11 protein-coding genes are annotated in these 13,693 nt (G+C 64.3%); all 11 read left to right on the forward strand.

All coding sequences use genetic code 11. From position 1 onward, the window contains the following. Positions 1 to 21: 21 nt before the first annotated feature. The 11 genes from mraY (at position 22) to lpxC (ending at position 13,621) form a co-directional block, all read left to right on the forward strand. A complete protein-coding gene (mraY, locus tag GGQ99_RS02120; protein ID WP_108607624.1) occupies positions 22 to 1,104 on the forward strand; it encodes a phospho-N-acetylmuramoyl-pentapeptide-transferase in 1,083 nt (360 codons plus the stop codon). Positions 1,105 to 1,111: 7 nt separating this feature from the next. Then, positions 1,112 to 2,512, forward strand: coding sequence for a UDP-N-acetylmuramoyl-L-alanine--D-glutamate ligase (gene murD / locus GGQ99_RS02125; protein WP_183260357.1), 1,401 nt, complete (start codon positions 1,112 to 1,114; stop codon positions 2,510 to 2,512). Further along, positions 2,512 to 3,666: a putative lipid II flippase FtsW gene (ftsW, locus tag GGQ99_RS02130; RefSeq protein WP_183260359.1), complete on the forward strand. Its 1,155-nt coding sequence runs from the start codon at positions 2,512 to 2,514 to the stop codon at positions 3,664 to 3,666. Before murD ends, ftsW begins: the two co-directional genes overlap by 1 nt. Position 3,667: 1 nt before the next feature. Continuing rightward, positions 3,668 to 4,795, forward strand: a complete 1,128-nt coding sequence (gene murG, locus GGQ99_RS02135) for an undecaprenyldiphospho-muramoylpentapeptide beta-N-acetylglucosaminyltransferase (protein ID WP_183260362.1) — start codon at positions 3,668 to 3,670, stop codon at positions 4,793 to 4,795. After that, positions 4,792 to 6,198, forward strand: a complete 1,407-nt coding sequence (murC, locus tag GGQ99_RS02140) for a UDP-N-acetylmuramate--L-alanine ligase (protein WP_183260364.1) — start codon at positions 4,792 to 4,794, stop codon at positions 6,196 to 6,198. Before murG ends, murC begins: the two co-directional genes overlap by 4 nt. Continuing rightward, positions 6,195 to 7,160, forward strand: a complete 966-nt coding sequence (murB, locus tag GGQ99_RS02145; RefSeq protein ID WP_108607629.1) for a UDP-N-acetylmuramate dehydrogenase — start codon at positions 6,195 to 6,197, stop codon at positions 7,158 to 7,160. Before murC ends, murB begins: the two co-directional genes overlap by 4 nt. A gap of 325 nt (positions 7,161 to 7,485) precedes the next feature. Next, positions 7,486 to 8,412 (forward strand): D-alanine--D-alanine ligase, encoded by a 927-nt coding sequence (locus GGQ99_RS02150; RefSeq protein WP_183260366.1) that lies wholly within the window; start codon positions 7,486 to 7,488, stop codon positions 8,410 to 8,412. Next, positions 8,400 to 9,341: a cell division protein FtsQ/DivIB gene (locus GGQ99_RS02155; protein ID WP_183260367.1), complete on the forward strand. Its 942-nt coding sequence runs from the start codon at positions 8,400 to 8,402 to the stop codon at positions 9,339 to 9,341. The genes GGQ99_RS02150 and GGQ99_RS02155 overlap by 13 nt, the downstream gene beginning before the upstream one ends. Then, positions 9,338 to 10,648 (forward strand): cell division protein FtsA, encoded by a 1,311-nt coding sequence (ftsA, locus tag GGQ99_RS02160; RefSeq protein ID WP_108607632.1) that lies wholly within the window; start codon positions 9,338 to 9,340, stop codon positions 10,646 to 10,648. The genes GGQ99_RS02155 and ftsA overlap by 4 nt, the downstream gene beginning before the upstream one ends. A gap of 70 nt (positions 10,649 to 10,718) precedes the next feature. Next, positions 10,719 to 12,407, forward strand: coding sequence for a cell division protein FtsZ (gene ftsZ, locus GGQ99_RS02165; protein ID WP_183260369.1), 1,689 nt, complete (start codon positions 10,719 to 10,721; stop codon positions 12,405 to 12,407). A gap of 278 nt (positions 12,408 to 12,685) precedes the next feature. Next, positions 12,686 to 13,621, forward strand: a complete 936-nt coding sequence (lpxC, locus tag GGQ99_RS02170) for a UDP-3-O-acyl-N-acetylglucosamine deacetylase (RefSeq protein ID WP_183260371.1) — start codon at positions 12,686 to 12,688, stop codon at positions 13,619 to 13,621. Positions 13,622 to 13,693: the final 72 nt, after the last annotated feature.

Consider the following 13,693-nt stretch of genomic DNA (forward strand, 5'->3'; position numbering starts at 1 on the left):
GGTCTCGGGGGACGGATACGCATGCTAACTTTGCTTGTCGACTTTGCGGACAAGGTGTCGTTTTTCAACGTCTTCCGCTACATCACCTTCCGCACCGGCGGCGCGCTGATCACCTCGGCGCTGATCGTCTTCATCTTCGGCCCGGCGATCATCAACGCCCTGCGCCTGAGGCAGGGCAAGGGCCAGCCGATCCGCGCCGACGGCCCGCAGACGCACTTCAAGAAGGCCGGCACGCCGACCATGGGCGGCCTGATGATCCTGTGCGGTATCATCGGCTCGACGCTGCTTTGGGCCAATATCACCTCCGTCTATGTCTGGGTGGTGCTGTTCGTCACGCTCGGCTTCGGCGCCATCGGCTTCTATGACGACTATCTCAAGGTAACCAAGCAGTCGCATCTGGGCCTATCCGGCAAGGCGCGTCTCGGCATCGAGTTCGTCATTGCCGCCATCGCCGCATGGATCATCATGCACAACGGCCAGGCGCCGTTCTCGTCGTCGCTGACCTTCCCGTTCATCAAGGACTTCCTGCTCAACCTCGGCTGGTTCTTCATCCCGTTCGCCTGCTTCGTCATCGTTGGCGCGGGCAATGCGGTGAACCTGACAGACGGTCTCGACGGCCTCGCCATCGTTCCGATCATGATCGCCGCGGCCTCGTTCGGCGTCATCGCCTATCTCTCGGGCAACGCGGTCTTCGCTGAATACCTGCAGATCCATTTCGTGCCAGGCACCGGCGAACTCGCCGTCATCCTGGGTGCTGTCATTGGTGCTGGCCTCGGCTTCCTCTGGTTCAACGCGCCGCCGGCGGCCATCTTCATGGGCGACACCGGTTCGCTGGCACTCGGCGGCCTGATCGGTACGGTCGCGGTCGCCACCAAGCACGAGATCGTCATGGCGATCGTCGGCGGCCTGTTCGTCATGGAGGCGCTGTCGGTCATCATCCAGGTCGGCTTCTTCAAGATGACCGGCAAGCGGGTGTTCCTGATGGCCCCGATCCACCATCACTTCGAAAAACTTGGCTGGACCGAAAGTCAGGTCGTCATCCGCTTCTGGATCATCGCCGTCATCCTGGCGCTGATCGGTCTTTCCACCCTCAAGCTGCGCTGAGGCCATCATGATCCCCGCCACCTCATTTCAGGGAAAGCGAGTAGCGCTCTTCGGCCTCGGCGGCTCGGGGATCGCCACTGCGCGCGCGCTGGCGGAAGGCGGGGCAGAGGTGCTGGCCTGGGACGACAATCCCGAAAGCGTGGCAAAGGCCGCTGCAGAAGGCATCGCCACGGGCGATCTGCGCGGCGCCGAGTGGGCAGGCATATCGTCCTTCGTGCTGTCGCCGGGCGTGCCGCTGACGCATCCCAAGCCGCACTGGACGGTGGAACTGGCGCGCGGCGCCGGCGTCGAGGTGATCGGCGACATCGAACTGTTCGCCCGCGAGCGCATCGCTACGGCATCGGCTGCGCCCTTCATCGCCATCACCGGTACCAACGGCAAGTCGACGACGACAGCGCTGACGGCGCATATCCTGCAGTCGGCCGGACGCGACACGCAGATGGGCGGCAACATAGGCCGCGCCGTCATGACGCTCGATCCGCCGCAGCCGGATCGTCACTACGTCGTCGAGTGCTCGTCGTACCAGATCGACCTTGCGCCTTCGATCAACCCGACGGCGGGCGTCCTGCTCAACCTGACGCCGGATCATCTCGACCGTCATGGCACGATGCAGCACTACGCCTCGATCAAGGAGCGGCTGGTGGCCGGCAGCGATACCGCTATCATCGGCGTCGACGACGTCTATTGCGCCCAGATCGCCGACCGGCTCGAGCGGGCCGGCAAGAACGTCGTGCGCATCTCCAAGCGGCTGCCGCTGACCGATGGCTATTTCGCCGATGGTACCGATCTGATGGAGGCGGCCGACGGCCGCTACAGCCGCATCGCCTTCCTGGAAGGCATCGGCTCGCTGCGTGGCCAGCACAACGCCCAGAATGCACTTGCTGCTGTAGTGGCCTGCCTCAAGGTCGGGCTCGATCTCGGTGAGATCCAGGCGGGCCTCGAATCCTTCCCCGGCCTTGCCCATCGCATGGAGCAGGTCGCACGCAAGGGCCATGTGCTGTTCGTCAACGATTCCAAGGCGACCAATGCGGACGCCGCCGCACCTGCGCTGTCGAGCTTCCCGCGCATCTACTGGATCGCCGGCGGCCTGCCCAAGGAAGGCGGCATCGAGCCGCTGCGCAGCCTGTTTCCGCGCATCGCCCGGGCCTATCTGATCGGCGAGGCTGCTCCGGCATTCTCCGCGACGCTGGGCGAGGCTGTGCCTTACGAGATTTCGGGCACGCTGGCCGCAGCCGTCGAACATGCGGCCGAGGATGCAGCTAGGGACGACTCGAGCGAGGCGGTGGTGCTGCTGTCGCCGGCCTGCGCCAGCTTCGACCAGTTCAAGAACTTCGAGATTCGCGGCGAAGCCTTCAGGCAAGCTGTGAATGCTATTGATGGCGTGAGCGCTATCGGAGGGGCAAGATAATGGCCAGCCGTCTCGACAGAAGTCCCGTCGCCCTGTGGTGGTGGACGGTCGATCGATGGTTCCTCGCGGCATTCCTGTCGCTGATGGGACTGGGCATCGTGCTTTCATTCGCCGCAAGCCCGGCTGTCGCCGAACGCATCGGGCTCGGCAGCTTCCACTTCGCCACGCGCCAGATCATCTTCACGATCCCGGCGCTGGCAGTGATGATCGCGGTGTCGTTCCTCGATACCCGGCAGATCAGGCGCGTGGCGCTGGTCATGCTCTGCATCATGCTGGTGATGATGGTTGCGGTGCTGTTCGTCGGCGTCGAGGTCAAGGGTGCCCGACGCTGGCTCTCGCTGGCCGGCCTCTCGATCCAGCCGTCGGAATTCCTCAAGCCGGCCTTTGTCGTCATCTCTGCCTGGCTGCTCGCCCAGCACGAGCGCCATCCAGACATCCCCGGCAATCTGTTTGCGATGATCCTGCTCGGCGTGGTCCTGGCGCTGTTGATGGCGCAGCCGGACTTCGGCCAGACGATCCTCGTTCTCGGTACCTGGGGCGTGATGTTCTTCATGGCCGGCATGTCGTGGTTCTGGATCATCACCCTTGGTGCCGTCGGCCTCGGCGGCGGCTTTGCTGCCTACACTGTGTTCCCGCACGTGGCGGGCCGTATCGATCGCTTCCTCACCGGCGAGGGCGACACGTTCCAGGTCGACATGGGCCGCGAAGCGATCATCAGCGGCGGCTGGTTCGGCGTCGGACCGGGCGAGGGCATGGTCAAGCGGGTCATCCCCGACAGCCACGCCGACTTCGTCTTCTCGGTGGCGGGCGAGGAGTTCGGCATCGTGCTGCTCCTGATCATCATGTCGATCTTCGCCTTCATCGTGCTGCGCGGCCTGCGTACCGCACTGAAGGAACATGACGACTTCACCCGCTACGCGGTTGCCGGTCTTGTCGTGGTGTTCGGCTTCCAGTCGATCATCAACATGAGCGTGAACCTGCAGCTGATGCCGGCCAAGGGCATGACGCTGCCGTTCATCTCGTATGGCGGCTCGTCGCTTATCGCCATCGCCATCTCCATGGGCATGGTGCTGGCTCTGACCCGCAAGAAGCCCGAGAAGCTCAGGCCGACCGGATTCTCCGCCATGCCGCGGCACGCAGTGCCGGCGGAATAACATGGCCAAGGGGACTGTCATGCTTGCCGCCGGGGGTACCGGCGGCCATCTCTTTCCGGCCGAGGCGCTGGCGCATGAACTGACGGCGCGCGGCTGGCAGGTGCATCTTGCCACCGACGACCGCGCCGAACGTTTCGCCGGCAAGTTTCCGGCCACAGCCATTCATCCGATTTCCTCGTCGACGATCGGCTCGAAGAACCCGATTGCGCTGATGAGGGCGTTCTGGAGCATCTGGCGCGGCGTGCGCCAGGCCTCGCAGGTGATCGCCAAGATCAAGCCTTCCGTGGTCATCGGCTTCGGCGGCTATCCGACGCTGCCGCCGCTCTATGCCGCGACCCGCCGCGGCGTGCCGGCCATGGTGCACGAACAGAACGCCGTGATGGGCCGCGCCAACAAGGCGCTGGCGAACAGGGTCGATGCGATCGCGGGCGGCTTCCTGCCGGAGAACTCCGGCGCCAACAGCGCCAAGATCGTCGTTACCGGCAATCCGGTGCGGCCAGCCGTGATCGAAGCGTCGAAGACCCCTTATGTTGCGTCCGGCGGCTCGGACCAGTTCAATCTTCTGGTCTTCGGCGGCAGCCAGGGCGCGCAGTTCTTCTCCGATGCGGTGCCCGGCGCCATAGCCCTGCTGCCCGAAGTGCTGCGCAAGCGCCTGCGCATCACCCAGCAGGCCCGCGTCGAGGATGCCGACAAGGTCAAGGCGGCCTATGCCAGGCTCGGCATCGCGGCCGACGTGTCGCCATTCTTCAACGACATGGCGCAGCGCATGGCCGCTGCCCATCTGGTGATGTCGCGCTCGGGAGCATCGACTGTCTCGGAGATCGCGGTCATCGGCCGTCCGGCACTTCTGGTGCCGTACCCGCATGCGCTCGACCACGACCAGGCCGCAAACGCGGCGCGCCTGGCGGCGGCCGGCGGCGGCGAAGTTCACCCGCAGTCGACGCTTTCCATCGAGCGGATCGCCGGGCTCATTGGGGGCGCCATGGACGACCCCGCGCGCATGGCCGCCATGGCAACTGCCGCAAAGTCAGTCGGCAAAGCAGACGCCACACGGTTGCTCGCCGACCTCGCAGAGGCTATTGCGTCGAAAATACCCGTTGCGGAATTCAGGAAGGGAGTGCGGCCATGAAGATGCCGCAGACGATCGGCCTCGTGCATTTCATCGGCATTGGCGGCATCGGCATGAGCGGCATCGCCGAGGTGCTGCACAATCTCGGCTACAAGGTGCAGGGCTCGGACCAGTCCGAGAGCGCCAACGTGCAGCGCCTGCGCGAAAAGGGCATCGAATGCTTCGTCGGTCATAAGGCCGAGAACCTTGGCGACGCCGAGGTGATTGTCGTTTCGACGGCGATCAAGAAAACCAATCCGGAACTGATGGCGGCGCGCGAGAAGCTGTTGCCTGTCGTGCGGCGCGCCGAGATGCTGGCCGAACTGATGCGCTTCCGCAATGCGGTCGCCATCGGCGGCACGCACGGCAAGACCACCACCACGTCGATGGTGGCGACGCTGCTCGACGCCGGCGGGCTCGACCCGACGGTCATCAATGGCGGCATCATCAATGCCTATGGCACCAACGCCCGCATGGGCGAGGGCGAGTGGATGGTTGTCGAAGCCGACGAGAGCGACGGCACCTTCCTCAAGCTGCCGGCTGACGTCGCCGTCGTCACCAACATCGATCCCGAGCATCTTGACCACTACGGCACCTTCGACAAGGTGCGCGAGGCGTTCCGCCAGTTCGTCGAGAACGTGCCGTTCTACGGCTTTGGCGTGATGTGCACCGATCATCCTGAAGTGCAGGCGCTGGTCAGCCATATCGAGGACCGCCGCGTCATCACCTATGGCGAAAACGCCCAGGCCGACGTGCGCTTCACCAATCACCACATGGACGGCGCGGTGTCGGTCTTCGACGTGGTCATCCGCAACCGCAAGTCGGCGTCGTCGACCACCATCGAGGGCCTGCGCCTGCCGATGCCGGGGCGCCACAACGTCTCCAACGCCACGGCTGCCATCGCGGTCGCTACCGAACTGGGAATCTCCGCCGAGGCAGTGAAGAGCGGGCTGTCGTCCTTCGGTGGCGTCAAGCGCCGCTTCACCCATACCGGCACCTGGAACGGCGTCGAGGTGTTCGACGACTACGGCCACCATCCGGTCGAGATCAAGGCCGTGCTCAGCGCGGCGCGCGAAGCTACCAAGGGCCGCGTCATCGCCATTGCCCAACCGCACCGCTTCACCCGCCTGCGCGACCTGTTCGACGATTTCTCGGCCTGCTTCAACGACGCCGACACCGTGATGGTCGCACCTGTCTATGCGGCCGGGGAAGATCCTATCGAGGGCGTCAATTCCGAGACGCTGACCGCGCGCATCCGCGCCGGCGGCCATCGCGACGCCCGTCATATCGAAGGCGCCGCTGCCGTGGCGCCTGTCGTGCGCGAACTGGCCAAGCCGGGCGATTTCGTCGTCTATCTCGGCGCCGGCAACATCACGCAATGGGCCTATGCACTGCCGAACGAACTCGCCGGAGGCGGGTCGTGACGGGTGGCGAAGCGCTGATCGAAAAGCTTGGCGATCGCCTTTCCGGGTTGCGCGGACGCATCACGCCCAGCGCCGAAATGGAAAAGATCACCTGGTTTCGCGCCGGCGGCCTGGCCCAGGCGCTGTTCCAGCCGGCCGACGAGGAAGATCTTGCCGCCTTCCTGAAGGCGGTGCCGGAAGAGATTCCGGTGATGGTCGTCGGCATCGGCTCCAACCTTCTGGTGCGCGAAGGCGGCATTCCCGGTTTCGTCGTACGGCTTTCGGCCAAGGGGTTCGGCGAGGCCGAGGCGATCTCGCCGACCGGAATCAGGGCAGGGACGGCAACGCCCGACAAGCGCGTCGCAGCCCTTGCGCATGACAACGGCATTGGCGGCTTCCATTTCTACCACGGCATCCCCGGTGCCATCGGCGGCGCCTTGCGCATGAACGCGGGCGCCAACGGCGTCGAGACGCGGGAGCGGGTCGTCGACGTGCGCGCACTCGACCGCCAGGGCAACCTGCATGTGCTGTCCAATGCCGACATGGGCTACAGCTATCGCCACTCGTCTGCGGCTGCCGACCTGATCTTCACTTCGGCGACCTTCGAGGGGTATGCGGAAGACAAGGACGCCATCAAGGCGGCCATGGACGCGGTCCAGCATCATCGCGAGACGGTGCAGCCGATCCGCGAAAAGACCGGCGGCTCGACCTTCAAGAATCCCGAGGGTACCTCGGCCTGGAAGGAAATCGACAATGCCGGCTGCCGCGGCCTGATGATCGGCGGCGCGCAGATGTCGCCGATGCACTGCAACTTCATGATCAATACGGGCAATGCGACCGGTTACGACCTCGAATATCTTGGCGAGACGGTGCGCAGCCGCGTGCTCGAGAATGCGGGCATCCGCCTGCACTGGGAAATCAAGCGCATCGGTCAGTTCAAGTCCGGCCGCGAAGTGCAGGAGTTTCTTGGGCAAATGCTCTAGAGGAGCAGGTCCAGGGGCCGGCCACGACGATCATTTCAGCCCTCGCTGCGCCGTGCATCGAGGGCTTTTTACTGCCCGATTTTCGCCTTCCGCCGCTGCCATCCAAGTGTTCTCGGGATTCGCCCGAGGTCACGAAATCGCAATGACTTTCAATCGGCACTTGCCACGGAATCAAGTCTCTGATTCTCTGACCTAAAGCGTTTCCTGATTTGAGTCGCGTGACGCGTAAACCGCGTTTTCATCCGGAGGGTCAACTTCCGGACAGGTGTGATTCGGTCTTTGGAAACAAGGCGTTGTGTTCGGAGTTGAGAGGGGATTGTCGGGGATGAAGTCGAAGCATGTCGCTGTCCTGATGGGCGGGTTTTCGTCCGAGCGGCCTGTATCCCTGTCGTCTGGAAATGCCTGTGCCGATGCGCTCGAGCAGGTGGGTTATCAGGTCACCCGGGTCGATGTCGGCCGCGATGTCGGTGCGGTGCTTGCCGAGCTCGGGCCGGATGTTGCGTTCAACGCGCTTCATGGCCCCTTCGGTGAGGACGGCACGATCCAGGGCATCCTCGAATATCTCGGCATTCCCTATACCCATTCCGGCGTGCTGGCGTCGGCGCTTGCCATGAACAAGGAGCAGTCGAAGAAGGTTGCCAAGGCTGCCGGCATTCCGATTGCTGAATCCCGCGTTCTCGATCGTTTCGCGATCGGCAACCAGCATCCGATGAAGCCGCCCTACGTGGTCAAGCCGGTGGCGGAAGGCTCAAGCTTCGGCGTGGTCATCGTCAAGGAAGACCAGTCGCATCCGCCACAGGTGATCTCGTCTTCGGAGTGGCGCTACGGCGATACGGTGATGGTCGAGCGCTACGTCCATGGACGGGAGCTGACCTGCGCCGTCATGGGCGATGTCGCGCTCGGCGTCTGCGAGATCATCCCGACCGGTCACGCCTTCTACGATTATGATTCAAAATATGTTGCCGGGGGATCAAAGCACGAATGCCCCGCGAAAGTTTCACCGAATATTTACCAAAAAATACAAACACTGGCGCTCAAGGCTCACCAAGCGATCGGGTGCCGGGGCGTCTCCCGGTCTGACTTCCGGTACGACGACCGCCATTCCGAAAATGGAGAGGTCGTCTGGCTGGAGGTCAATACGCAACCCGGCATGACGCCGACGTCGCTGGTGCCTGAGATTGCTGCCCACGCCGGGCATACGTTTGGTGAGTTGTTGAGTTGGATGGTGGAGGACGCTTCGTGTTTGCGTTGAGATCGGGAGATAGCGGGAGGGTGAACGGCGCAACGCCGCGCGTCTTCGGGCTGTCCCTGTCCGCGGAGCATTTCGTGCTGCCGCGGCTGCTGCGCAAGCCGGTTCGCATGCTGTCGCGCTTCGGGCGTGGGGAGTTCACTCCTCCGCCCTATGCCGCGTCGATGCTGACGGCGGCGTTTCTTGCCGCGAGCTCGCTCTATGGCGCTTATGTCGGCGGCCATTTTCCGGCACTGGTCCAGGGCGTCACCGCCCGCAGCGGTTTTGCCGTCGACCAGATCAAGGTCTCCGGCAATCGCGAAACCTCCGAAATCGATATTCTCGACAAGCTCGAGCTTGACGGCTGGACGTCGCTGGTCGGCTTCAACCCGGAAGAGGCGCGCGAGCGCATCGTCAGCCTGCCTTGGGTTCGCGATGCTGCGGTCCGCAAGGTCTATCCCGACACCATCGAAGTTCGCGTCGACGAGCGCGACGCCTTTGCCATCTGGCAGCATGGCAGCCAGCTCAGCGTCGTCGAAAAGGACGGCAAGGTCATCGCTCCCTTCACCGGTGGCCGTCAGGTCGCATTGCCGCTGGTCATCGGTTTCGGTGCCGCCGAGCGCGGGGCTGACTTCGTCGCCAAGGTCCAGGCCTTTCCGGAGCTGGCGTCGCGCGTGAGAGGCTATATCCGTATCGGCGAACGACGCTGGGACCTGCGCCTCGACAACGGCATCACCGTCAAGCTGCCGGAGAACAAGGTCGATGCGGCGCTCGCCGATCTCGCTGCGCTTGATCGCGACGATGCGATCCTGACGCGTGACATCTCGGCAGTCGACATGCGTTTCGGTGACAGGTTGGTGGTGCAGCTCACGCCGGAAGCGGTCGAGCGTCGTGCCGACGCGCTGAAGACCAAACCGAAGGTCGTCAAGGCGAAGGCGGGGAGCAGAACATGAGCTGGCTTGGCGGTCAAAAAGATCCGGTTTCGCGTCGCTCGGGCATCCTCACGGTGCTCGATGTCGGTTCGAACAAGGTTTGCTGCGTGGTGGCCAAGCTGAAGCCAGCCGAAGGCAGCCAACTTCTCAAGGGGCGTACCCATCAGGCCCAAGTGATCGGCATCGGCCACCAGAAATCGCAAGGGGTGAAATCGGGCGTGGTCGTCGATCTCGATCGCGCCGAGCACGCCATCCGCCTTGCCGTCGATGCTGCCGAGCGCATGGCCGGGCTTACGGCCGACTCGCTGATCGTCAATCTCTCGGCCGGACGCATCAAGAGCGAGGCGTTCACCGCGACGATCAATCTCGGCGGCCACGAGGTCGAGGAAGCCGATGTCCGGCGCGTGCTGGGAGCCGGCGCCAAGCAGGCGCTGAAGGCCGAGCGCGATGTCATCCACTCGCTGCCCGTCGCCTTTTCGCTCGATGCCGAACGCGGCGTGCGCGATCCGCGCGGCATGGTCGGGGACACGCTTGGCGTCGACATGCATGTGCTGACCGGCGATTCGGCGCCGATGCGCAATCTCGAGCTTTGCATCAACCGCTCGCACCTGTCGGTCGAGCACATGGTTGCAACGCCCTATGCCAGCGGCCTGGCCGCACTGGTCGACGACGAGCTCGAAATGGGTGCTGCCTGCATCGACATGGGCGGCGGAACCACCACCTTGTCTGTCTTCTCCGAAGGCCGCTTCGTTCACGCTGACGCCATTCCGATCGGTGGCAACCACGTCACCATGGACATGGCCAAGGGGCTTTCCACCCGGCTCGACGATGCCGAGCGTCTCAAGGTCATGCATGGTTCGGCTTTGCCCGGCAGCACCGACGACCGCGACCTGATCAGCATCCAGCCGATCGGCGTCGATGACAGCGAAGTGCCGCTGCAGATCCCGCGCTCGGTGATGACGCGGATCATCCGCGCCCGTATCGACGAGACGTTGGAACTGCTGCGCGACCGGCTCAACAAGTCCGGTTACGGCAATGCCGTCGGCAAGCGCGTCGTCCTGACGGGCGGGGCCAGCCAGCTCGTCGGGCTGCCCGAGGCAGCGCGTCGCATTCTCGGCCGCAATGTACGCATCGGCCGCCCGCTCGGCGTGGCAGGTCTGCCGGAGGCGGCCAAGGGGCCGGCTTTCGCGACCGCCGTCGGGCTTTTGATCTACCCGCAGATGGCTGGCATCGAGAGCCATTCGGCGAAAGGGATTTCCCGTTACAGGGCAACGGGAACTGGCGGAAAACTGCATCGCATGAGTCAGTGGTTGAGAGACAGTTTTTAGGAATTGACGGGGACAGCCCCATTGGCGGCCGCACGGCGAAGCGGCTTGAAAGGCAAAAAGGACGAGGACTATGACGATCAATCTGCAGAAGCCGGACATCACCGAGCTCAAGCCCCGCATCACCGTGTTCGGTGTCGGCGGCGGCGGCGGCAATGCCGTCAACAACATGATCACCGCCGGCCTGCGCGGCGTCGAGTTCGTGGTGGCCAACACCGACGCCCAGGCGCTGACCATGTCGAAGGCCGAGCGCCTCATCCAGCTCGGCGCGCATGTCACCGAGGGCCTTGGCGCCGGTTCGCAGCCGGAAGTCGGCCGCGCGGCCGCTGAGGAGTGCATCGACGAGATCATCGACCACCTGTCGAACACCCACATGTGCTTCGTCACCGCGGGCATGGGCGGCGGCACCGGTACCGGTGCAGCACCCGTCGTTGCCCGCGCCGCGCGCGAAAAGGGCATCCTGACCGTTGGCGTGGTCACCAAGCCGTTCCACTTCGAGGGCCAGCGCCGCATGAAGACGGCGGACTACGGCATCGAAGAGCTGCAGAAGTGCGTCGACACGCTCATCGTCATCCCGAACCAGAACCTGTTCCGCCTCGCCAATGACAAGACGACCTTCGCGGACGCCTTCGCCATGGCCGACCAGGTGCTCTATTCGGGTGTCGCCTGCATCACCGACCTGATGGTCAAGGAAGGCCTGATCAACCTCGACTTCGCCGACGTCCGTTCGGTGATGCGCGAGATGGGCAAGGCCATGATGGGTACGGGCGAAGCCTCGGGCGAGGGCCGTGCAATGGCCGCTGCCGAAGCTGCGATCGCCAACCCGCTGCTCGACGAGACCTCGATGAAGGGTGCGAAGGGCCTGCTGATCTCGATCACCGGCGGCCGCGACCTGACCCTGTTCGAAGTCGACGAAGCCGCGACCCGTATCCGCGAAGAAGTCGACCAGGACGCCAACATCATCTTGGGCGCGACCTTCGACGAGGACCTGGAAGGCGTCATCCGGGTGTCGGTCGTTGCCACCGGCATCGACAAGTCGGCCGCCGACATGGCAGCGGCACCCCTGACCATCCGCCAGGCGCCCAAGCCGGCCCAGCGTCCGGTCGAGACTGCCCGTCCTGCACTGCAGGCGGCACCGGTCGAGCAGCCGCGTATGGAAGTACGCACCAACGACCCTGTCGCAGAAGCCATCCGTCTTGCCGAGACCAACGCCGCAGCCATGGCCCAGCCGCGCACGGCGGCACCGCAGGGTGAAGAGTTCCGCCCGCAGAGCAAGCTGTTCCAGGCTCCGCCGGCCCAGCCCCAGGCCCAGCAGTATCAGCCGCAGCCGCAGCAGTTCCATCAGCCGGCTCCGCAGCAGGTGGCACAGCCACAGGCTGCGCCCCAGATGATGCAGCCGGCACCGGTCCAGCCGCGCATGCCGCGCGTCGAGGACTTCCCGCCGATGGTGAAGGCCGAGGTGGAAGCCAAGGCCCAGCCGGCAGACCACGAGGACCGCGGTCCGATGGGCCTGCTCAAGCGCCTGACGAGCGGCCTGACCCGCCGCGAGGAAGAGCCGGCACGCCTGCAGCCCGCGCAGCCGCGCGAGCCGAAGCTGCGCCAGCCAGCCCCCGAGCAGCGCCGCGTGACCGGCCAGGAATCGCAGCTCTACGCGCCGCGCCGCGGACAGCTCGACGAACATGGCCGCCTGGCGCCGCAGGCACGGACTCAGGAAGACGATCAGCTGGAGATTCCCGCGTTCCTTCGCCGGCAAGCCAACTGAACTGTGAACGAGCAGTAACACTGTTTGAAAGGCGGGCGTCTCGACGCCCGCCTTTTGATCTGAAAAGATCAGTCAAATCATTGACTTGACGGGGTGAGTCGAGGCGTCCCCGCAGTTACACAGAGTAAGAAACCGTGATTTGGAGTCTATCATCCGGAAGACTATCTTCGCGCCGACTAAGGTCGCTTGGGCGGGTATCGTGGGGATGAGGTCCCGTCTGGCGAAGATAAGAGCCGTGCGCCGTGGTGTGGCGAAGCGGACGTGGTGAGTACGGGCATATGGGGATCGACTTGCAGGATTATCAGACAACACTCAAATCGCGTGTCACGCTGTCGGGCATTGGCGTTCATAGCGGCAAGCCGGTAGCCATCCATTTCGCGCCGGCAGACGCGGATACGGGCGTGGTGTTTCAGGTTGTCGACCGAGAATTCCGCGCAATTGTGTCAGAAGTGGGTGCGACCGATCTTTGCACCTTGCTCGGCGACCCAGCCGGCCAGCATGTCGCTACGATCGAACACCTGATGGCCGCCCTGTTCGGCCTCGGTATCGACAATCTGCTGATCGAGGTCGAAGGCGCCGAAATTCCCATTCTGGACGGCAGTGCCGCGCAGTTCGTCGAGGCCATCGACCAGGTCGGCATCGAAGTGCAGGGCGTCAAGCGCCGCTACATCCGCGTTCTCAAGCCCGTTCGAATCGAAAGCGGCGCCTCGTGGGCCGAGTTCCGCCCCTATGGCGGCACGCGATTCGAGGTCGAGATCGATTTCGAAAGCCCGGCGATCGGCCGCCAGTCCTTCGCATCCGACATCAACGACGACATTTTCCGCCGCGAGATTTCGCGCGCTCGCACTTTCGGCTTCATGAAGGATGTCGAGCGCTTATGGGCAGCCGGATACGCGCTCGGTTCGTCGCTCGAGAATTCCGTCGTCATCGGCGACGACAACCAGATCATCAACATCGAAGGCCTGCGTTTCTCCAACGAATTCGTGCGGCACAAGACGCTCGACGCGATGGGCGACCTTGCCCTTGCAGGCGCGCGTTTCATCGGCTGCTTCCGCTCCTATCGCGGCGGCCACCGGCTGAACGCGGCTGCGCTGCGGCGTCTGCTTTCGGACCGTTCCGCCTTCGAGGTCGTCGAGACATCGCGCCGCGAGCGCGGCCGTTCGGCCGAACTGATTGCCGTCAGCGCCGCAGTCCACGCGCCCTGGACGCTTTGACGGAAGGCAAAACGCCGGATTGGTGGTGTGGCCTGGCTGCACCACTCGCCCGGCGAAATGGCATGCGCCTTG

Source organism: Aminobacter niigataensis (assembly GCF_014200015.1).
In the GTDB taxonomy this organism is placed as follows: Bacteria; Pseudomonadota; Alphaproteobacteria; order Rhizobiales; family Rhizobiaceae; genus Aminobacter; species Aminobacter niigataensis.